19 protein-coding genes are annotated in these 21966 nt (G+C 46.8%); 7 read left to right on the top strand and 12 right to left on the bottom strand.

Features of this window, described 5'->3' with window-relative positions; translation table 11 throughout:
* Positions 1-80: 80 nt before the first annotated feature.
* The 3 genes from IEY13_RS21950 to IEY13_RS21940 form a co-directional block, all read right to left on the bottom strand.
* On the bottom strand, positions 81-410 hold the full coding sequence (locus IEY13_RS21950; protein ID WP_188956259.1) for an ArsR/SmtB family transcription factor: 330 nt from the start codon (positions 408-410) through the stop codon (positions 81-83).
* A 98-nt stretch (positions 411-508) separates the two neighbouring features.
* The gene (tsaB, locus tag IEY13_RS21945; RefSeq protein WP_188956257.1) at positions 509-1201 is read right to left on the bottom strand and encodes a tRNA (adenosine(37)-N6)-threonylcarbamoyltransferase complex dimerization subunit type 1 TsaB; all 693 of its coding nucleotides are present in this window, start codon (positions 1199-1201) and stop codon (positions 509-511) included.
* 113 nt (positions 1202-1314) lie between these two features.
* Positions 1315-1938, bottom strand: a complete 624-nt coding sequence (locus IEY13_RS21940; RefSeq protein ID WP_188956255.1) for a 3-hydroxyacyl-CoA dehydrogenase family protein — start codon at positions 1936-1938, stop codon at positions 1315-1317.
* Positions 1939-2036: 98 nt separating this feature from the next.
* Between IEY13_RS21940 and IEY13_RS21935 the strand changes: the two genes are divergently transcribed.
* Positions 2037-2423 carry a RidA family protein gene (locus tag IEY13_RS21935; protein WP_188956253.1) on the top strand — a complete coding sequence of 129 codons (387 nt, stop codon included), beginning with the start codon at positions 2037-2039 and terminating at the stop codon, positions 2421-2423.
* A 74-nt stretch (positions 2424-2497) separates the two neighbouring features.
* Here the strand turns inward: IEY13_RS21935 and galK are convergent, their stop codons facing one another.
* Both galK and IEY13_RS21925 read right to left on the bottom strand, forming a co-directional pair.
* Entirely contained in the window at positions 2498-3652 is a 1155-nt protein-coding gene (gene galK, locus IEY13_RS21930; RefSeq protein WP_188956250.1) for a galactokinase, read from the bottom strand.
* Between the two features lie 4 nt (positions 3653-3656).
* Positions 3657-4604 (bottom strand): aldose 1-epimerase, encoded by a 948-nt coding sequence (locus IEY13_RS21925; RefSeq protein WP_188956248.1) that lies wholly within the window; start codon positions 4602-4604, stop codon positions 3657-3659.
* Between the two features lie 78 nt (positions 4605-4682).
* On the opposite strand from IEY13_RS21925, the gene IEY13_RS21920 reads away from it, so the two are divergent.
* The 3 genes from IEY13_RS21920 (at position 4683) to IEY13_RS21910 (ending at position 10803) form a co-directional block, all read left to right on the top strand.
* The gene (locus IEY13_RS21920) at positions 4683-8072 is read left to right on the top strand and encodes a methylmalonyl-CoA mutase family protein (protein WP_188956246.1); all 3390 of its coding nucleotides are present in this window, start codon (positions 4683-4685) and stop codon (positions 8070-8072) included.
* A gap of 25 nt (positions 8073-8097) precedes the next feature.
* Entirely contained in the window at positions 8098-9234 is a 1137-nt protein-coding gene (locus IEY13_RS21915) for a helix-turn-helix domain-containing protein (protein WP_188956244.1), read from the top strand.
* A gap of 87 nt (positions 9235-9321) precedes the next feature.
* Positions 9322-10803 (top strand): S41 family peptidase, encoded by a 1482-nt coding sequence (locus IEY13_RS21910; RefSeq protein WP_188956242.1) that lies wholly within the window; start codon positions 9322-9324, stop codon positions 10801-10803.
* Positions 10804-10983: 180 nt separating this feature from the next.
* On the opposite strand, the gene IEY13_RS21905 is transcribed toward IEY13_RS21910, so the two are convergent.
* The 4 genes from IEY13_RS21905 to IEY13_RS21890 all read right to left on the bottom strand — a co-directional run bounded on the left by IEY13_RS21905 (position 10984) and on the right by IEY13_RS21890 (position 16056).
* Positions 10984-11475 carry a type 1 glutamine amidotransferase domain-containing protein gene (locus IEY13_RS21905; protein WP_229687956.1) on the bottom strand — a complete coding sequence of 164 codons (492 nt, stop codon included), beginning with the start codon at positions 11473-11475 and terminating at the stop codon, positions 10984-10986.
* A gap of 193 nt (positions 11476-11668) precedes the next feature.
* Entirely contained in the window at positions 11669-12397 is a 729-nt protein-coding gene (locus IEY13_RS21900) for a DNA-formamidopyrimidine glycosylase family protein (protein ID WP_188956240.1), read from the bottom strand.
* 49 nt (positions 12398-12446) lie between these two features.
* Positions 12447-15104, bottom strand: a complete 2658-nt coding sequence (locus tag IEY13_RS21895) for an MGH1-like glycoside hydrolase domain-containing protein (RefSeq protein ID WP_188956238.1) — start codon at positions 15102-15104, stop codon at positions 12447-12449.
* A gap of 61 nt (positions 15105-15165) precedes the next feature.
* A complete protein-coding gene (locus IEY13_RS21890; RefSeq protein WP_188956236.1) occupies positions 15166-16056 on the bottom strand; it encodes a hypothetical protein in 891 nt (296 codons plus the stop codon).
* 318 nt (positions 16057-16374) lie between these two features.
* Here IEY13_RS21890 and IEY13_RS21885 point away from each other — a divergent pair, with 318 nt between their 5' ends.
* Positions 16375-18834, top strand: coding sequence for a TonB-dependent receptor (locus tag IEY13_RS21885; protein ID WP_188956234.1), 2460 nt, complete (start codon positions 16375-16377; stop codon positions 18832-18834).
* An 88-nt stretch (positions 18835-18922) separates the two neighbouring features.
* On the top strand, positions 18923-19237 hold the full coding sequence (locus tag IEY13_RS21880; protein WP_188956232.1) for a hypothetical protein: 315 nt from the start codon (positions 18923-18925) through the stop codon (positions 19235-19237).
* Between the two features lie 75 nt (positions 19238-19312).
* Here the strand turns inward: IEY13_RS21880 and IEY13_RS21875 are convergent, their stop codons facing one another.
* The 3 genes from IEY13_RS21875 to IEY13_RS21865 are packed head-to-tail and all read right to left on the bottom strand — an operon-like array spanning position 19313 to position 21624.
* Positions 19313-20008 carry an SIP domain-containing protein gene (locus IEY13_RS21875; RefSeq protein ID WP_188956229.1) on the bottom strand — a complete coding sequence of 232 codons (696 nt, stop codon included), beginning with the start codon at positions 20006-20008 and terminating at the stop codon, positions 19313-19315.
* 59 nt (positions 20009-20067) lie between these two features.
* Positions 20068-20913 (bottom strand): AraC family transcriptional regulator, encoded by an 846-nt coding sequence (locus IEY13_RS21870; protein ID WP_188956227.1) that lies wholly within the window; start codon positions 20911-20913, stop codon positions 20068-20070.
* Positions 20914-21624: a hypothetical protein gene (locus tag IEY13_RS21865; RefSeq protein WP_188956225.1), complete on the bottom strand. Its 711-nt coding sequence runs from the start codon at positions 21622-21624 to the stop codon at positions 20914-20916.
* A gap of 122 nt (positions 21625-21746) precedes the next feature.
* On the opposite strand from IEY13_RS21865, the gene IEY13_RS21860 reads away from it, so the two are divergent.
* Positions 21747-21950: a hypothetical protein gene (locus tag IEY13_RS21860; protein ID WP_188956223.1), complete on the top strand. Its 204-nt coding sequence runs from the start codon at positions 21747-21749 to the stop codon at positions 21948-21950.
* Positions 21951-21966 lie beyond the last annotated feature (16 nt).

Below are 21966 nucleotides of genomic sequence, written 5' to 3'. Positions count from 1 at the left end.
TATAATACCTGGTTGTGGGTGAAAGGGGTGAGGTGTGGGGAAAGCAAGCAAAAAAGAAGGATATCGGACTTTTAATAAGCTTAGCCGACAAGCTGTTCTACAAACTCACTTACTTCCTGGATTCTGTTGTAGTTTACTCCGTAGTAAATGAATTTGCCATCTCGTTGAGTGGCTACTATACCAGCTCTTCTCAAAATAGCAAGGTGCTGTGAAGCAACAGATTGTTCCAGACGGAGCTTTACATAAATCTCCGTAACGGTCATCTTCTTATGCTCATCCAGCAGCTTCACCATTTGCTGGCGCAGTTTGTGATTCAGCGCTCTTAATATAAGAGCAGCTTTTTTCAGGTGGATGTAATCAATTTTTACTCCTCCCTTTTGTTCGCTAACACTGTGTTGCAGGGTACTCATTGGGTATGCGAATGGGTTTGATGAAATAAAAGTTCTCTTTGTAAAGATATTATAATAAAATTGTTACGTAACTGTTTTTATTTAGCTAAAAGAAAGTTTTAAACTCCTTTTAAGGTTGGCTTTACAGGCGTAAAAAACTCTTTTACGTATAACGGTTCGCTATAAGCCAGGTTTGCAAAGCGCTTATCCTGAAAGGCTTTCCATGCCAGGGCCGTCATGCCTTCTGCCTGATGTTGTACTGTTGAAAACTGAGCATTCGGGTGCTGTATCAACTGCTGCCATTTGCTACTGCCGCTTCCAAAGAATACCATTGTATTAGCTGCAAGTGTATCTGCAAAGCTATGTTCGTCAAGAATCAGCGCCATAGGTGGCATTAATTCATGCAAATCCTTGTTATACAATGCTGTAAAAACTTCCATACGGCGTGCATCTATCATAGGGCAAAGCAGTACGTTGTTTTCCGGTGGTGTAACGGTAACCTGCGCAGCTGCCATTACTTCCAGTGTGTTCAGCATTATCAGTGGTTTCTGCAAAGCAAAGCACAACCCTTTGGCAGAGGATAAGCCTACACGCAGGCCGGTATAACTACCTGGTCCGGCAGTTACGGCTATTGCATCCAGCTGTTCCAACTGATAGCCGGTCTGTTGCATTAATTGTGCAATAGCCGGCTGAACAAAAGAAGCATGGCTTTTCTGTTCTGTATTGGCCAGTTGATCCAGGAGTATGCCGTTCCGGGAAAGGCATACACAGGCAATTTCTGTTGCAGTGTCAATTTTCAAAATAAGCCCCATAGTTCTCATGTATCCTTTAGCAGATTGCAAATATAAGGGTAGTAATATGTGTATATATGTACAATCCTGTTCATTTCATTCCTTTAGGTTATTTCGTGGATATAAGGCCGTTTTCAGGCTTGTTCTGCGTTTTTTACCAATAAATTAGCGGGTTTATACCTGCTGTCAGTGGCAGATAATACCCGTAACAGTGTCAAAACCTCCGCCGCACCAATGCTGTTGCACCATTCAAATGGCCCGTAGGGGTAGTTGGTGCCCAGCTTCATGGCTGTGTTAATGGCGGCCTGCGTGCTTACTCCTTCTTCCAGGGCAAACCATGCTTCATTGATAATCATGGCAATAACGGTAGCGGTAATAAAGCCAGGTACGTCAGGCGCAAAGCTGTATCTCCATCCCAGCACCTGCATTGCCATGGCGCCATTGGTTCGGCTTTCCGGGGTGGCAGCAGCCAGTTCGGTAACAGGGCGCTCTAAAAAGCCGGGCCAGGCGTTTATGCGTATAAAACCGGCAGGCAGCTGGCTGCAGGTTTGGGCAACTGCATTTACCAGTACAATGGCGGGCAGGGAATATTGCGTATAATCGGTAGCAGGGGTAAACTGCAGATCAATCAATACATCTGCTTCCTGCATACCCGGATCGGTAAGGCCGTTTAACCAGATAATACGGGCCACTGGTACGGTTTGTTTCCGCATCCATTCCTGCTGCTGCTTCTCACTCAGGTGAACGGCAATAGTCATATAGCAAACAATTTCAACAAAAATAGGGGTAATTACTGCTATGAGCTTTGTTTGGCTGGTTGGCCGGAATGAAGCATATTGCTGTATAAAAATATTCTATGCCCAAACAGATTATTCATACCACCAAGGCGCCTGCACCCATAGGGCCTTACAGCCAGGCAGTAAAAGCGGGCGATATTTTATTCGTAAGCGGCCAGGTGGCCATTGATCCGGAAACCAATGAAGTGATTTCGGGTACTATTGAAGAAGAAACACACCGTGTAATGAAGAACCTGGAAGCGGTTTTAACCGAAGCAAAGGTTACGTTTGAGCACGTGGTGAAGACGGATATTTTCCTGAGCGACATGAGTTATTTTCCACAGGTAAACCAGGTGTATGGCAGTTACTTTACCGGCGATTATCCTGCACGTGCTACCGTGGCGGTGAAAACATTACCTAAGAACGTGAATGTAGAAATTGGTGTTACGGCTACTGTAAGCCTGTAATTGTAATGTCTGTAATAAATAAAGCCTGACTCCTTACCGGGGCCAGGCTTTATTTATGTTATTGGAAAGTAAGGTTACGCTATCTCGTAAGTACCGTTACCGGTTTGCATAATGTATACTTCTGCGTCTACATTAAACTTCGCTTTGTAAGCTTCGCTTATTTTAGCTGCAATACCGCTGGCCTGTGCTTCTTCCACAATGTTAATAGTACAGCCGCCAAAGCCGCCGCCCATTAAACGCGAACCAACAATAGCCGGATGTTCTTTAGCCTGCTCTACCAGAAAGTCCAGTTCAGGGCAGCTTACATCATACAGTTTGCTTAAACCTTCGTGGGTGGCAAACATCAGCTGACCAAACTCCTTCAGTTTATGATCCTGCAGTAAAACAGCTGCTTTTTGTGTGCGCTGTATTTCCTGTGTTACAAACAGACAACGACGGTATACGTCTTTATCCAGCTTGCCTTCTGCCTGCTGTACCTGCTCTGGTGTAAGATCGCGGAAGGTAGTGGTGCCAGGATAAATTTCTTTCAGTATTGCCAGGCCGGTTTCGCATTGCTGACGGCGAACGTTGTATTCACCGCTGGCCAGGGAATGGTGCACTTTGGTGTTGATGAGCATAATAACGTGGCCCTGCAATTGCAGTGGTAACGCTTTGTACTCCATGGTATCGCAATCCAGCAGTAACACATGGTCTTTTTCACCCATCATGTTGGCAAACTGATCCATGATACCGCATTTAACACCGGGGAAGGTATGTTCTGCCTTCTGAGAAAGCAGTGCTATATCCACACGGCTGAGGCCGGCATTGAAAATGGTATTTAAACCGGAAGCCAGTCCGCACTCTACCGCAGCAGAAGAAGATAAACCGGCACCTGCGGGCAGGTTACCGCCAAAAGCTACGTCAAAGCCTTTAATAGGCAGGCCGCGCTTCTGAAACTGATCTACCACACCTAAAATGTAGTTAGCCCAGCCTTCTTTAGGAGCTACCTGATCCAGTTCCAGTTCCAGGTCTTCCTTCATGTCTATACTGTGTACACGTAAACGGGTAGTATTATTGGGGGCAATGGCAAACACCACGCCTTTGTCAATTGCGGCAGGCATTACAAAGCCATTGTTATAATCTACGTGCTCGCCAATGAGGTTGATACGGCCGGGTGAAAAAAACACCTTAGGCGTAGTACCAAACTTCTGTTCAAAAAGTTCTTTTGCTTGCTGTACCTGGTTGTTCATGGAATTAAACGGTTTCAATAATATAAGTGGTGGTATATTGGTAAGGCGTGTTTTTTTCTGCGTAATGCAGGGCTATCTTATTGTTGAAAGCATCCGGCGGCGCGCTCAGGTTTTCTATAGCAATGCTCTGGCGGTGCGGCGGCGTATAAATCTGGAAATAAGGGTAAGAAGCATCCGGTGCAATAGTCAGCTTCAGGTTTTTACTGCTGTAAACACATACCGGTTTGGCTGTGTGTTTATCTATTTCAAAACAGTTGTCCAGAAATACGCCATCCAGCGATGCGGGTATATTGGCAAAACGGTTGTCTGCCAGGCGTTTGCCGGTGGGTATCAGTGTTTCATCAAACTCCAGCTGGGTATCGCTGGTAAAGTATAAGCTACAGGCATCTACCGGTACATCCAGTGTAAAGTAGGGGTGCCAGCCATCGGCCAGGGGAATAGCCTGCTCGTTCTGGTGTTGCAGGGTAGTGGCTACGGTAAGTTTATTGCCAGCCTGTAACTGCCATTTTACGGTTACCTGGTACGGAAAAGGAAAGCCTTTATCTGTACCGGTGTATTGGTATTGCAGGGTAACTGAAGCTTCATTATCATTCGCCCGGGTATCTGTAACGGTATACACTGCATCGTAAATAATGCCATGTATGGCGTGCGGCGGCAGGTAAAACTTCTCTATTTTATATGACTGCTCCTGAAAGGTGTATTCACCTTTATTCATGCGGCAGGTAAATGGACTCAGTTTAGCGCTTTTAAAGCCGTTGGTAATGTCTGCCAGTGCTTCGGCAGGTGAAGAAAAACCTTCTACAACATTAAAAGGGTTGCCTTGAAAGGGTAGGGCGAATTTGTTTAACAATGCGCCTACGCAGTATACTTCTGCATAAGTGCCTGATGTGGTGTCCTGTAACACAATTGCCTGGTCGGCGCCGTTGCCGGACACGTGTATGTCAAAAGCCATGGAAAAGATTTAGCCGCTAAGATACACGGCATAAAACATATATTTGCCCTAACGATTGTTAGTTTAAAGAATTTGCCTATGTCGCTTCCCGTGTTGAATAAGGTTAGAATTGTTACTGCCGCCAGTCTTTTTGATGGTCACGACGCTGCTATTAACATTATGCGGCGCATTATGCAGAGTAAAGGCGCTGAAATTATACACCTGGGCCATAACCGCAGTGTGCATGAAATAGTGAAGGCTGCTATAGAAGAAGATGTACAGGGTATAGCCATTACCAGCTACCAGGGGGGGCATGTAGAGTTTTTTAAATACATGAAAGACCTGCTGCGGCAGAACGGCTGCGATCATATTAAAATATTTGGTGGCGGCGGTGGCACTATTCTGCCCGATGAGATAAAGGAATTGCACGAATACGGCATCACACGTATTTACAGCCCCGACGATGGCCGCTCCATGGGCCTGGAGGGTATGATTGAAGATGTAATAACCCAATGCAGTGTGGCAGCTACGGAAGCAGCGGATCTGCTGCAGACTGCTTTCTGGCAATCCGGCCTTTCGTGGAATGGCAAACTACCGCTGGGGCAGAAGCGGGATATACGTAAAATAGCCCGGTCTATTACTATTGCAGAGAATGCGTTACCGGAAATACCTTTTCAGCTGCAACCGGCAGAGCCTGTTACAGGCCGTATACCCGTGCTGGGCATTACCGGTACAGGCGGGGCTGGTAAGTCTACCGTAACGGATGAAATTGTACGCCGCTTTCTGCATGCGTTTTTGGATAAAACCATTGCAGTGATATCGGTAGACCCCTCTAAAAAGAAATCGGGAGGTGCCTTGCTGGGCGACCGTATCCGTATGAACAGTATCGGCTCCGAACGTTGCTATATGCGTTCACTCGCTACCCGGGATACAGATAAGGCCCTGAGCGCCTATGTGCAGCAGGCCATTGATGTTTGCAAACAGGCAGGCTTTCACTTTATTATTCTGGAAAGTGCGGGTACGGGCCAGAGCGATGCTTCTATACTGGACTTTTGCGATATCAGCCTGTATGTAATGACGCCGGAGTACGGAGCGCCCTCTCAGCTGGAGAAGATAAACATGCTGGACTATGCAGATGTAATTGCCATTAACAAGTTTGACAAAGCAGGTGCGCGGGATGCGTTGTCTGATGTGCGCCGGCAGTTTAAGCGCAATCATGGTCTGTGGACAGCGAAGGAAGACGAACTTCCTGTATTGGGTACTATTGCCAACCAGTTTAACGATGAAGGGGTGAACCAGTTGTTTCAGTTATTACTGCATCAGGTGCAGGATAAGCTGCATGTAAATCTGGGGGCCTATGTTACTGCTGCATCTACAGGCAATACAGATTCCATAGAAACTGTAATACCTCCACGCCGTGTGCGTTATTTAAGTGAGGTGGCTGACACCTGCCGCAGCTACGACAGACGTGCAAAAGAAGAAGGAGCACTGGCTTCGCGTTTATATCAACTGAAAGGCAGTCTGGATATGATGCCCGCCGTAGGTATGGCGGCGCGTGAAACCGAAGCGCTGATACAGCAGACGGAAAGCCGTTTGCAACCCCGCAGCCTGGAACTGATACGCAACTGGGAGCAACTGGTTCAGAAATACAACAGTGATTATTTTGAATATCAGGTAAGGGATAAGGTAATACGCCAGCCATTAACCAGTACTACCTTAAGTGGTACACGGCTGCCTAAACTGGTACTGCCAAAGTACCGCGACTGGGGGGATATTCTGCAATGGCAGTTACAGGAAAACGTGCCGGGTGAATTTCCTTATACCGCCGGTACGTTTGAACTGAAAAGAACGGGTGAAGATCCTACGCGCATGTTTGCCGGCGAAGGCACACCGGAGCGTACCAACCGCCGCTTCCACTATGTATCGCATGGGCAACCTGCCAAACGGTTATCTACTGCTTTTGACAGTGTTACCTTATACGGAGAAGACCCTGCCCCCCGCCCGGATATTTACGGTAAAATAGGCAACAGCGGTGTAAATATTGCTACGGTAGATGATGCCAAAAAGTTGTACAGTGGCTTTGATCTCTGTGATCCTAAAACCTCTGTGAGCATGACTATCAATGGTCCTGCCCCCATACTGCTGGCGTTTTTTATGAATGCGGCTATAGATCAGGTTTGTGAAAAATACATTACTACTAACGACCTGTGGGGCCATGCAGAAAAAGTAAAATCCCAAAAGTATGGTACAGATCGTCAACCTGCCTATGAGGGAGCATTGCCCGAGGGAAATACCGGTCTGGGCCTGCGTTTACTGGGGTTGTCTGGCGATGAGGTGTTGCCGGCAGAAGTGTATGCCCGCCTGAAAGCAGAAGCACTGGAACAGGTACGCGGTACGGTGCAGGCAGATATATTGAAAGAAGATCAGGCACAGAACACCTGCATTTTCAGTACGGAGTTTGCGCTGAAGCTGATGGGGGATGTGCAGGAGTATTTTATACAGCAGAAGGTACGCAACTTTTACAGCGTATCGGTAAGTGGCTATCATATTGCAGAAGCCGGAGCCAACCCCATTACCCAACTGGCCTTTACGCTGGCTAATGGTTTTACTTATGTGGAGTATTACCTTAACAGGGGTATGAACATAGATGACTTTGCACCCAACCTCAGCTTCTTTTTCAGCAATGGTATGGATGCAGAGTACTGCGTAATTGGTCGTGTGGCCAGACGCATCTGGGCCAAGGCCATGAAAGAAAAGTACAACGCCAATGAACGCTCGCAAAAGCTGAAGTATCATATACAAACCAGTGGCCGCAGCCTGCATGCACAGGAGATAGACTTTAACGATATACGTACCACCTTACAGGCACTGTACGCCATTTACGATAACTGTAACAGCCTGCACACAAACGCTTACGACGAGGCTATTACCACGCCTACCGAAGAAAGTGTGCGCCGCGCCATGGCTATACAACTGATTATTAACCGCGAACTGGGCAGCACCCGTACCGAGAATTTTATACAAGGCTCTTTTGTAATAGAAGAGCTGACCAATCTGGTGGAAGAAGCGGTACTGGCTGAGTTTGACCGGCTTACAGAACGCGGCGGCGTACTGGGTGCGATGGAGCGTATGTATCAGCGTAACAAGATACAGGAAGAGAGCCTGGAATACGAAAGCCAGAAACACAGCGGTGAGCTGCCGGTAATCGGGGTGAATACCTTTCTTAATAAAAAAGGCAGCCCTACCGTCATTCCTTCAGAAGTAATACGCAGTACACCGGAAGAGAAGGAGCAGCAGATACAGCATCTGGCTGCTTTCCGCGAACGGAATAACAGCACTTCCGCACAGGCACTGGAACGTTTACAGCAGATAGCCATACAAAACGGTAACCTGTTTAACGAACTGATGGAAACGGTGAAGTATTGCAGCCTGGGTGAGATAACAAACGCATTATATGAAGTAGGAGGGCAGTACAGACGTAATATGTAACTTAGGGGCAAATGAACATTGCCCATTGAACCTGAATACTTTTCTATACGTATTAATTCTGGCCGGTAGCATACAGGGCGCTATTACCGGCAGTTTGCTGTATACGGCAAAACCGCACCGTACTGCCAACCGGTTGCTGGCAATAATAGTGTGGGTGATAGCCCTGCCGGGTGTTCATTTGTTTGGACACTATGCACAGTTTTTCAGGAATGCTTTGGTGTCTGATCTTATTCATGCGCTTATTCCCTGGGTACTGGTAATGGCTATGGGGCCGCTCATTTACCTGTACGTGCGGGCTGTAACAGAGCCCGCTTATATTATCAGTAAAAAAGACAGGCTACATTTTGTACCGGTACTGATAGATGTATTTCCTAAACTGGTGGAACTGCTTTTTATTGCGGGTCTGCTGCGTGGTACTGTATTTTCTGACCGGGATGCACTGGTTCATTTTACGGACATCTATAACCGCTATGCTGATTTACCCCGCTGGTTATCACTGGCGTATTATGTGTACTTATCGGGCAAATATCTTCGTAGCTGTCAGGCGGGAAAGTCTGCTGCCCCAACTACACATTGGGTATCCCGCTTCATTATAGCCTTACAGATATTCGTAGTCATCTGGCTGATATACCTGATACCTTATCTTATTCCTGCCACCAACTTACCGCTGCGTCAGAAACTGGATTGGTTTCCGGTATACCTGCCTATGGCCACGCTTATTTACTGGATAGGTATAACCGGGTACAAACAGATACTGATTACTACCACTCAGGTAAAAGAAAAAGGTACAGAGCCGGCCTATGTACCGGAATTGCTGGCGCAAACTGCCCAAACCTTACAGCATTGTATGGAAAAAGACCGGCTGTTTTTAAACCCTGAGCTGGATCTGGCTGCGCTGGCTGCGGCAACCGGTTTGCCTGCTAAACTGATTTCTGCTACATTGAACCAGTACCTCAACAGTGGGTTCAGCCAGTTTATTAACGAGTACCGTGTAGAGGAATTTAAAAAGCGGGTGTTGCAACCAGAGGCAACAGAGCTTACCCTCGCCGGGTTAGCAGCCTCCTGTGGTTTCAGTTCGCAGGCCACCTTTCAGCGTATTTTTAAACAGATAACCGGGGTAACGCCGGCGGCGTATAAAAAAAGCGCTCAACCAACTGCCTGAGCGGCCTTCAACACTGCTCAAATCCGGATTTGATTACTGCTTTGCGGGGCTGTTGCCGTAAAATCCGCCAGTTTTGAAAATAAAAAGATGCAACGGACTTATTTACTAATCGTCTTATTTCTGTTTTCTATTTGCACAGCAATAAATGCGCAGAAGGTGCAGCTGGACAGAGTGCTTACGCCTGAGGGAATGAAAAGTGATTTCCGCTACCTGCGTACCCGGCTGGAAAACACTCACCCCGGCTTGTATGCCCGCCACCCAAAAGAAAGGATGCAGGGAATAATGGACAGCCTGGAAAACACCCTGGAACAAACATTGCCCTTTACCGGATTTTATAAGAAGATTGCTTTTCTGATTGCTACGGTAGGCTGCGAACATACTTATTGTAACATGGGAAAAGACTGGTTTAATGTAGCTAAGACGTTGCACTTTCTACCCTTTCAGCTATTTCTGGCGGGGGATAAGCCTTTTATAATAATCAACGGCACGGCAGATACTACTATACGGCCGGGTGATGAAATGGTAAGTATTAATGGCAAACCGGTAGACAGCATACGACGGGCGCTGCATAAGTACATGCCTTCTGACGGGTTTATGACGGTATCAAAAGATTACGCCATGTCTTCCATGGCGTTCGGTTTACTGTACAACTTTTTTATAGAGCGGCCGGATAGTTATGAGATAGTGGTAAAAACACGTACCGGCGCACTTATCCGCAAACAGTTTAGTAAAGACCTGTCTCTGGAGCGCATTAACCAGCTGGCTATGAAAAACCCGGTTAATAAAATAGTGCTGAATGCCGATGCTAAAGGCAGGGAGTTGGCTAAGCATCAGTGGCGTGTGGAGTTTCCTGAAACACATACTGCACTGCTTACCGTGCGTACTTTTGGCGCAGATAAAAAGGTGTTTAAAAAAGATATAGACTCCTTGTTTGCAGCTATACGTAAGCAGCAGACAGATACGCTGATCATCAATCTTATGAACAACGACGGCGGTGAAGAGGAACTGGCGGCCTATGTAATGAGTTATCTGATTGATACCCCCACCCGGTTTATGAATGCAGAGTACTTAATTACCGATCACGATTCTGTACTCGCTGCCAGTGATGCTCCCAAAGAAGTAATTACCAATAAGTATGCGTTTATTGAGCCGCTGAAGAATGGTAGAAGCTATGCAAAAATAAGCGAGCTGGCCAAAGAACTGGAGTTAATGCAGCCGCAGGCTAATGGGTATCATGGAAAAGTGTTTCTGCTGGTAAACGGCGTTACCGCTTCTGCTGCTTCTACGTTTGCGGCTGTAGCACAGTCTAATAACCGGGCCTTTATTATCGGACAGGAAACTTCGGGTTCGTTTACCGGCGGTGGAGCGGTGCTGGGCTTGAATCTTACCCTGCCTTATTCGGGTATTACTGCGCACACCTCTCTGGTGTTTCAGGAGTTTGCTACCAAAGGCAGAGATGGCAACAGAGGGGTAATTCCTGACAGGGAATTTGTGCCGCGGTTTGAGGATATTGTATGCGGGTACGATGATTGGAAGCAACGGATACTTACACTGGTTTCTGCGGAATAGCGGATATAGTAGCTATATATATAGCAGGCCAGACTTGATTGAATAAAGGAGTTGGCTCATCAGGGATAAGAATAACGAAGGTGTATCGTAGCTGGATACACCCTCGTTTTATTCTGGCACCTGATGGAGTCATTTTTCGTTTAGTTGACCCTCAGGGCTTTTCTATTACATTTAATACAATCACGCATGCGCATGTACGCCTTCCTGAATCTCTTCAATTACTTTTTTGTTAAAAGCCGGCAGGTCTTCCGGGCTGCGGCTGGTGACCAGGCCGTTGTCTGTTATTACTTCTTTGTCTTCCCATTGTACGCCTGCGTTGATGAGGTCGGTTTTAACGGAAGGGTAAGAAGTCATATGACGGCCGTCCAGTAAGCCAGTTTCTATTAATAGTTGCGGGCCGTGGCAAATGGCTGCCAAGGGTTTGCCTTCTTCCAGAAAGTGCCTGGCAAAGGCTACATATTCCTGCTGCGCACGCATCTGGTCTGGGTTTAATACACCACCGGGTACCAGCAGGGCATCAAAGTCTTCTGCCCGCGCTTCGCTTAATGCTATATCAACAGGCAGTTCTATACTCCAATGGTCTTTATCCCAGGCTTTTACGGTTCCTTTTTGCATAGATACAATCTTCACTTCTGCACCTGCTTCTTCCAGTGCCTTTTTAGGACTGGTCAACTCTACTTCTCAAAACCGTGCTCTGTTAAAATCGCTACTTTCTTTCCTGTTAGTGTTGCCATAGTTATTGAATTTTAGTTAGCTGATTATGTGAACAATATTTAAAACAAAAAACCTGTGCCATGGCAGCCACAGGTTGAGTAACGGGCACTGGCTGCTACTGCGGTGGGGATTATTTTGCCTGAAACCCCAGTTAATACTGTACCTGGCAGTTGGTGCAGAAGAAGCTTCTCCGTTTGGTTTTACCTGTGTACTTTTTAACAAAAGGTATATCGCACCGCGGGCATGTTTTCTTTGTATGTGCCTGCCAGTGCTTTTTTAGCACACCTTGTTTTTTCCAGTCTAAAAACTCAAAGCTGTATTTTACTGCTTCCTTTAGTAAGGCGGTAATTTTTGCGGTGGGTATATTGCCCGTATGGCTTTCCGGGTGTATGCGCAGGCGCCACAGTACTTCATTTTTAATAATATTGCCTACGCCTGCAAATAGCTGCTGATCCAGCAGTGCATCGCAAATGAGTGTATCAGGTATGGCTTTCAGCTTTTTACGTGCGGCTTTTGCATCCCAGTGTTCGTTCATTACGTCGGCACTCCAGTCGTACAGTTCATCGGCTGGCTGTGGCAGAAACAGAACGGAAGAGGTGTAGAAGTTTACATAGCCGGTTTTAAATTCCAGACGTAGCCGTGGTTTTATAGTGCGTTCTTCATTAATGCGGTAGCTGCCAAACAACAGCAGGTGTATGCGTATGGTGCCGCTTTTAAAACAGATAAGAAAGTGTTTACCCCAGCTTTTAAAGGCGGTAACCTTCTGGTGCAGTAACTGCTCCACAGGTACGGCTGCCGGGGCTGAAATGTCCTGCACACGCTGGCCGGTAAATGGCTCCAGGGCTTCGCGGAGTATTACAATAGATGGTCCCTCTGGCATAGCATTTTACCTTTGGTAAGGCAAAATGCAAGCCATGGTTGGGAAGATATTATTTAGCAGGTGCCGGGTTATCAATAACCGTAGGCACTACTCTGTGTTGTTCCGCTGTTTCGTTCAGCAGTTCGGCTACCAGGGCCGTCCAGCCTGTCTGGTGGTTGGCGCCTAAGCCGCTGCCGGTATCGCCGTGGAAATACTCATAGAAAAGAATCAGGTGCTCGTTGCCGGGCTGCTGGTAAAACCAGTTGTACTCTCCATGCAGCTTACGCTTGCCTTCAGCATCTTTTTCAAACAGGCTTATCACGCGTTGGGTAAGCTCGTCGGCTATTTCGGTAAGGGTATAGCGCTTGCCCGAGCCGGTAGGGTATTCCATGGTAAGATGGTCTTCATAAAACTCACCATACCGTTTAATAGCCTGTATAATCAGATAGTTAATAGGCATCCACACCGGGCCACGCCAGTTACTGTTACCGCCAAAGAAGTTAGACGTAGAATCTCCGGGGTCGTATTGAATGGAGTAATCTGTTTCGTCTATGGTAACCGTATATGGATGCTGCTCGTGGTATTTAGATAAGGCTCTGATGCCACCGGTAGACAGAAATTCTGTTTCGTTTAACAGCCGCTCCATCAGGGCTACCAGCTTTTCTTTGGGTATCAGCGACAGCAATATTTTTTCGCCACCGGCACGCTCTTCGTTGGGCCAGAACTTGTTGTTTTTTAGGCGGTAGTTTTCAAACCAGGTAATGCGCTTGGTAAAGTCATCTAACCTGCGCAGTACATTCCGCTCAATTACCGATACAGCAAACAGTGGTGTAAGGCCTACGATGGACTGTATTTTTAAACGCAGGGGCTGTGCACCAGGTGTTACCAGCATATCGTAGAAGAACTTGTCTTCCTCATCCCACATACCCAGTTCGTTCAGGGCCTCTGCTATCAGTACAAAGTGCTCAAAGAATTTGGTAGCAGTATCTTCAAACGAAATATCGTGCATGGCTATTTCAATAGCCATATCCATCAGGTTAAGGGCGTACATACCCATCCAGCTGGTGCCATCGGCCTGCTCCAGCTCCATCTGGCCATGCAGCTGAATACTGCGGTTAAACACCCCTATGTTATCCAGCCCCAGAAAGCCCCCTTCAAAGATGTTGTTGCCGTTGGGGTCTTTACGGTTAATCCACCAGGTAAAGTTGATGAGCAGCTTCTGAAAAATGCGTTTGAGGAACGCGATATCTCCTTTGCCGGTTTGCTTTTTCTCTATATGATACACCTGCAGGGCAGCCCAGGCGTGCACCGGCGGGTTTACATCGCTGAAGTTCCATTCGTAGGCAGGCAATTGACCATCCGGCTTCATATACCATTCCCGCATAATCAATACCAGCTGATGCTTGGCATAGTTGGGGTCTATCATAGCCATGGGAATACAGTGAAAAGCCAGATCCCACGCCGCATACCAGGGGTACTCCCATTTGTCGGGCATGAGTATAATGTCCTGGTTTTTCAGGTGTTGCCAGTCGTGGTTACGGCCGGTCTGCCTTTCCTGGTTGGGACTGATACCGTCTGATTGGGATAACCAGCGTTCTATATCGAAGTGGTAATACTGTTTGCTCCAGAGCAACCCTGCCAGGGCCTGACGCTGTACTTTGCGTAACTCTTCAGAAATATTGGCGGGTAATACGGCTTTGTAAAACTCATCTGCTTCTGCCTTACGCTGCGCGAAAATATGTTCCTGCCCGTGCCCGAACGGATCATCAGTCAGTGCTTCTGATAAACGGAGGTGGAAGGTTTTCCGTTCGCCGCCTTTCAGTTTGCAGGAGTATACCGGCGCAAACTTGGTGCCTTTGTCCAGCTTACGTAAAGCATCGGTATTCTTCTTATGAATAATAGCATCGTGAAACGCATCTTTTACGTAAGGCGTTACATTGGGCTTTTTAAACAGCTTTTCGTTGTTGGTTTCGTTTTCGGTAAACAGCTGCAGATCGCTCTTCTGATAATACATGTAATATGTGCCCAGCCTTTCGTGCTTTGCTTTTACGGTATAATCATTTACGCGGCTTATCTGCGGTTTCTTATCTACCCCACCATACTGCCAGCGGTTGTAAAACCACAGGGTAGGTACCACCGTTACGGGCGCTTCTTTAGTGCCCCGGTTTACCACCTCTATTTTAATAGCAATGTCTCTTTTGTTGTGCTTGGCGTAAGTAATAAATACATCAAAGTATTCGTTGTTTTTAAACGCACCTGTATCCAGCAACTCGTACTCTGTTTCCAGCTTGGTACGGCTGCGGTTCTTTTCCTGTAGTTCTTCGTAAGGGAATTCGTTTTGCGGATACTTGTACAGCATCTGCATATAGTAGTGGGTAGGCAGGTTATCCAGGTAGTAATACAATTCTTTTACATCCTCACCGTGGTTGCCTTCGTAGTTGCCCAGGCCAAAAAGTCTTTCTTTCAGAATAGGGTCTTTACCATTCCAAAGGGCTACGCTAAAACAGAGGTTCTGAAAAAAATCAGATATACCGCCTATTCCATCTTCCCCCCACCGGTAGGCACGGCTGTGTGCATGACTGAAAGGAAAGTAATTCCATGCGTCACCGTTCTCACTGTAATCTTCCCGAACAGTACCCCATTGTCTGTCAGCCAGATAAGGGCCCCATTGCTCCAGCGCTACTTTTTTACCCGAGTTTGCTTTAAGTCGTTGTTGTTCTGCACTCATACTTCTTCCTGTTGAAACCGCACAATACGGGCAGGCAATCTCTTATGTACACTACGTGAAATTACGCATTACCTTTCGGATTCATGATTTCGTCCATGGATTTATCCATGGGTACAGGTACGAGTTTGCTCTTGTTCTTTTTCTTCTTAAATACATTCAGAAAGCCAAACAGGTTGAATTTCCGCTTCTTTTTGTACTTAGTAAGATCAATTTTCCGTTGATTGGCAGCCAGTTGTTCTACCATATCCGTGCCATCGTCCATCTGTACCCATGCTTTACAGTGCTGGGTAGTATCGGTGGCAATAAGCTCGGCATGGCTGGTTACACAATGTTTGCTGGGGTGTGTGGAATCGGGTACGCAGCACCATTCAATTTTTACATTAATGGGCAGGTTTACAATTACATACTTGTTGGAGTGGTGTATAGGCGCCTGGGTCATGTAACCCACAATATGATCGTCGCGGTAACGCATTTTAATAGTGATGATCTTCTCTTCCTCATCTTCCAGAATAATCTTCTGAAACTCAATACGCAGGGTATCCAGCTCTTTAAAGCTCATGTTTTTAATGGCATATGCCATGGTAAACGGAATTTCACAGTCTTCCAGTTTGCCTATCTCGCCCTCGTTTACCGGCGCGGTAGTACTGGAACGGCCCAGCATGGGTTGGGAAGAGAGGTTGGTTTGGGGGCCGTTAGACAAACTGTCTGTAGCGCCTGGCTTTTTACGTGTGGTATCAGAACCGGCAGCAGTAGTAACCGTAGCAGTGTCTGCATCGCCCCGGGTAGAATCTGTATTTATCACCGGTGCCGGTGTTGCCGGCAGGGTAGTATCTTTTTTTATTACAGGTGTATCTGCCACCGGTCTGGCTGGTGTATCAGTTTTTACCTTAACAATAGTATCGGTAGCAGGTTTAACACTATCGCCCACAGGGGTTTGTGCAAAAGAAGGCATAACAAAACACATACATATCAACAGGAATGATACGTTTAGGATTGTGTTCCGGTTAAGGGCCCGCCATAACACGTTCGCCTGGGCTGCTGGCATGATAGTAAAGATTGGTTTAGGTTATTAACTAATGGCGGCAATCGCTAACACGTAATTATCTGTTCCTCATAATCTGCCGTGGAAAGGTACTACAAAATGGCTATGCTGCCAAATGGACAGGCGGCTACCACTCATGTTTCAATAAACGCCGTTAGTGTAGGAGAATAAAAATTACTTGTAATGAAATAACAACTTTGCCTACCAATAAGGGGTAAAAGCACAATCATGAGAAAATTTCTACTGTCTGGCATCCTGATTCTGTCGTTAGTCTATACTTACGCACAGGATATAAAAGGAAGCGTAATTGATGAAAATGGTAAGAGTATTGCCAATGCTACTGTTTCACTGTTAAAAGCCAAAGACTCCAGCCTGGTGAAGCTGGGCACAACTGATAAAGACGGGGCTTTCCGTTTCAGAACCGTAACCGCAGGTAAATACCTGGTAAGTTCATCTTTCGTGGGTTATCAGCCACGTTTTTCGGGTGTAATTGATGTAGCCGCGGCAGATGTAAATGTGCCTGCGCTTACCGTTACCAAAACCGTAGCAGAAGCCTCGCAGGGTGTTACGGTGGTAAGCAAAAAGCCAATGATAGAAGTAAGGGCTGATAAAATGGTGGTGAACGTAGAAAACAGTATTAACGCGGTAGGTAACGATGCGTTAGAACTGCTGCGTAAATCGCCCGGGGTACAGGTAGATAAAGATGATAACCTGAGCCTGGCAGGAAAGAACGGCGTGCAGGTGTTTATTGATGGACGCCCTTCGCCTTTATCCGGCAAAGACCTGAGCGATTATCTGAAAACCATCCAGAGCACGCAGATTGAAGCGATTGAACTGATTACCAACCCTTCTGCCAAATATGAAGCGGCGGGTAATGCAGGTATCATCAACATCCGTTTAAAGAAAAACAAATCTTACGGTACCAACGGTTCACTTACTGCCGGTTATAACATTGGCGTGTATTCCAAGTACAACGCAGCACTGGCATTGAATCAGCGCCAGGGTAAGGTAAACCTGTTTGGTAACTATAACTACAACAGAAGCCTGAACGAATTTTTCATGTTTATGGATCGTAACCAGCTGGATACGCTGTTTAACCAGCACTCTGTAAATACCAACAACGCCAGCAGCCACACGTTTAAAGCGGGTATGGATTATTATGCCAGCAGCCGCAGCACGTTTGGGGTAATGGTAAACGGTAGCTTTAGTGATGGTACACAGGGTATGGACAGCCGTACGCTGATTACCTATGCGCCTACCAATACACAGCAGAAGCAATTACTGGCAGATAACAGCATTGCCAGCAACCGTAAAAACGTAACCACTAACCTTAACTATCGTTACATAGATACCTCCGGTCGCTCTTTAAACGTAGACTTTGATTACGGATACTATGATATCAAAAGCGATCAGTACCAGCCCAACGTATACCTTACGCCGGATGGCAAAACGGAATTAAGCCGTGTGGTATATAATATGATTGCGCCTACCAAAATCAATACCTACTCCTTAAAGGCTGATTACGAGCAGGACTTTAAGAAAGGTAAACTGGGTTACGGTGGTAAAGCAGGCTATACAGAAAGCACCAACAACTTTGAGCGCTACAATGTATTTACCAGCACTAAAGTGAAAGATACCCTACGCAGTAACGATTTTAAATACACAGAAAACATCAACGCCCTGTATGTAAACTATAACCGCCAGTACAAAGGCTTTATGGTACAAGTGGGCGTGCGTGCAGAAAATACCAATGCAAAAGGTACATCACAAGGTGAGAAGTGGGAGAACGGTCAGTATGTAGCATACGATTCTTCTTTCACCCGCAACTATACAGATCTGTTCCCCAGCGCTGCGGTTACGCTGAACAAGAACCCGATGAAGCAGTGGACGTTCTCGTACAGCCGCCGTATAGATCGCCCTGCATATCAGGACTTAAACCCTTTTGAGTTTAAGCTGGATGAGTATACCTATCAGAAAGGTAATACGCAGTTAATGCCACAGTATACCAACAGTGTAGGGGTAACCTTCCTGTACAAGTATCAGTTAACAACCAGTTTAAACTACAGCCGCATCAACAGTGTGTTTACGCAGCTGATAGATACCATTGATAAGTCTAAAAGCTTTATTACCAAAAAGAATCTGGCTAATCAGGATGCGGTAAGCCTGAACATAAGCATGCCTTTGAGTATTAAAAAGTATAACGGCTTCTTTAGCCTTACCAACAATTACTCGCATTACAAGGCTGATTTTGGTAAGGGCAGAACCATTAATCTGGATGCGTTTAACGTATTGTTCTATGCACAGAACACGTATAAGGTAACACCTACTATTACCGCAGAAGTAAGCGGCTGGTTTTCTTCTCCTTCTATATGGCAGGGTACGTTTAAAACCCGCAGTATGTGGAGTGTAGATGCCGGTGCGCAGAAAACGATATTAAAAGGTAAGGGTACGTTTAAGGCTACGGTAAGTGATGTATTCCAGACCATGCGCTGGAGAGCAACCAGTGATTTTGCCGGCCAGCATGTGTTTACAAAAGGTGGCTGGGAAAGCCGCCTGCTGAAGCTGAGCTTTACCTGGCGCTTTGGTAATAACCAGGTGAAGGCTGCACGCCAGCGTAAGACTGCTTCGGAAGACGAAAGCAAGCGTGTGGATGGTGCAGGTGGCGGAATTGGCGGTGGGAAGCCCTAAAATGACGGTGAACGTGGCTTATATATCTTTTAACAAATGCCTGATTATTATGGCATAAGATTAGAATAGTATAAGCAAAACAACGAACATGAAAAAAGTCATTTTAAGTGCTGTTATTCTTGCGGCAGTTGCCATGGCTGAAAAAGCAGAAGCCCAGGTTAGAGTAAACGTAAACATTGGCGTGGGTTCTCCTGCTTATTGTCCACCACCTCCACCGCCTCCGCGCAGGGTAGTTGTATACGAACAGCCATGTGCGCCGGTAGTAGTAGTGGCGCCGCCACCTCCACCGGTGGTATATTACCGCCCTGCACCACGCAGAGTGGTGGTTGTGAGAGACGATTGCTACCGCGATAACCGCAGAGGTTATCACAGAGGTGGCCACGGAAGAGGCCGCTGGAACTAAAGCGACTGTTACTTAAAAAGCACTAAGCCGTTATGCATGTTTACCATGTATAACGGCTTTTTTTATACATAGTGTTTAACTCCAGAAGCCATTTACCTTAATGCTGCCGCTCATATCTTTCCGCTGCCGCAGCTGGCGGCGCAGTTGTTGTGCGGTAGGTATATGCCCGGTAATATAAGCCGTGGTGTTGTTGGGAAAGTTTTGCCGGTTAAGCCATGCAGATAACTGCTGCTGTTGCTGTGCGGTTGTAGCTGTCAGGGCAGTAAGTGGAAGCCGGAAGTATTCTGTAAACAAATGCGTATGTGCCTGGCTGGTAAATGCAATAGCGCCGGTAATAGCTGCGTCTGGTGCAGCCAGTTGCTGCAATGCCAGAAAATGCCCCAGGCTGCTGCTATCTCCCAGGCACAGCAGCGTATGGTCAGCTACCGGTTTATGCAATGCAGAGGCAATACCTACATGGTAAATAGTATCATTTTGTGCAAGCGAAGAAGCCCATCTGCTACCTGCGCCATCATGTGCGGTATCTATGTATAACGTGCAGGTACGTGTTTCTGCATCCCACCCGGCAGGGGTATAATCGCGGTAAGTAGCTTCTGCTACCTTACATTTCATATGTTGTACAGACTGCCAGTTGCTCATATCGGTATCGGGCAGGTGCAGGTCTATTTCATAAAACGTAGCAGGTGCCCATGCCCGTACAGCCAGCACTGTACCTGCTTTCAGCAGCGGCTTTTCCAGCAGCGCCATTGCTTTTCTGGTAAGTATGTTCATGCTGCAAAGCAACTACAGGCGGCAGTACAGAAAAAGGTGAAATGCAGGGAATGATTGGACTATCCGCGGTATTGCTGGCGGAACTGGTTGGCAGGTATGCCTGTTGCTTTGGTAAACAGGCGTGAGAAGTAAGTATGGTCTTCATAACCCAGCGAAAAGCTGATTTCCTTTACCGTAGTATCGGTATAATACAACAGTCGTTTGGCTTCCAGTATTATCTGATGCTGTATCCACCAGGTAACACTAAAGCCGGTAATCTGCTTTACGCACTCGTTAAGATAAGAAAGCGAAATATGCAGTTGCGCAGCATAAGCCGAAGGGCTTTTTTGCTGTATATACCGTTGTTGCAGCAATGTCTTAAACTGCCGGGTAATAGTTAGCGGCCTTAGTTCGGGCTGGTTGTAGCCGGGTTCTTTTTCCAGAAACGCAGCGGCGAACATACCGGCAAAGGCGTTAAAGAGCGAGTGGATAACTGATTGATGAAACAGGTGGTTGTTAGCATTGCAATGGCTGTGCAGCAATTGAAGGCAGGTTTGTAATTGCAGCAGTTGCGCGGCGTTCAGCGTAAGGGCCTGCTGTTGCAACAGATCAATTTCAAATACCTGCCGGTAGGCCTCGCCCAGCAGTGCAGCATCTGCTGCAATAAACCAGCCTGCTGCTTCGGTGGTGGCAAAGCCATGGTGTACCTGGCCGGGCAGTATGTAAAAGGCATCGCCCGCAGCTGTTTGCATCTCTTTAAAATCTATCATCATACGGGTGCTGCCTTTTTCCTGTATCATGAAGATGTAGTGGTCGTCCCGGTGGGCATCCAGCACCTTTTCCTGTTCTCCCGGAAGGTCCATATACCGCACGAGCAAACCCAGTTTGGTTTGCTCGTGCAGGCGATGTATAGGAATATCTGTCATTTAAAATATCACTTTCACTTCATCCGCCGCGCTGCTGCCGGTAACATCTTCCAGCACTCTTTCCACATGCACGGTTTTCTTATCATCACTTAAAGTTGCATTGGTGGCAATAATGCTTTTGGCTGCTTTAGGCAGGTGTATATCGGCTTTATAGGTAGCCAGTGCATCCAGGCCCAGCATAATTTTTACCATGGCCAGGTTCTGCGTCATTTCCTCTGTATTACCGGTGGCGGTGCCTTTACCTTCGTTCAGCTGTATTACCAGTGTGTCTTTACCACGCCATTCCAGCTGCTGCTTTTGTACGCCGCTAAAGGGCATCTGCTCATTGGTTTTGCTGGCAGATTGTGATAAGGTATTGGCAAACTCGTTGTAGGTTTTCAGATCTGGTAAGTGAAAATTCAGCTTACCGCTGTTGCTGGCAGTATCCCATTTGCCGGCGGTAAAAGTAAGGCCTTTGTTATTGGTAGCTGCGTTTTTGGTAAGGCTGTCGGTTATCGTGTTCCACATAGGGGCCAGCGAGTCCAGCGGTAGTTTATCGCCCTGGCCGGCCATCTGCGCCATAGCTGCCAGTTTGTTCCCGGCCTCCTTGTTCATGTGTAGTTCTACATTACGGTCAACGCTGTTGTTGGCGTTTACGTGTATGTCTTCTTTCACCTGGCAGGAGGCGAACACTATCAGGGAAAGGGCTGCTATGCGTGTTTGTATATTCATGGCCTAAAAATAGCGCAATCTGTTTATTGGGTAAGTAGGGGGAAACGTTAATATTTACAGTATTTATCACGGATTACGGCCGGCAACATAATAGTTTTGCTGTTTTCTGAAACATCTGATATATGCAAATAGGTGAACTGAATGTAATTGAAGCCATTATTGAACTGGAAGTGCGTGTAAGAACGCTGGAGCGCAGCCTGGGCTTTATAACGGAGCACAACCCGGATGTAAAGGCACCCAGCCGCGAGCAGTTAAAACAAATCAGCGTAATTGCGAGGGAAGAAGTGGCGCAACGTTATCCCAGCCTGGGGCTTACGTGGGAATAGGCACAGGTATAGTACA

The sequence above is a fragment of the Filimonas zeae genome (assembly GCF_014641615.1).
GTDB classification, from domain to species: Bacteria; Bacteroidota; Bacteroidia; order Chitinophagales; family Chitinophagaceae; genus Filimonas; species Filimonas zeae.
The sequence above is the reverse complement of the archived record's forward strand: the minus strand, read 5'-3'. Positions and strand labels throughout refer to the sequence as shown.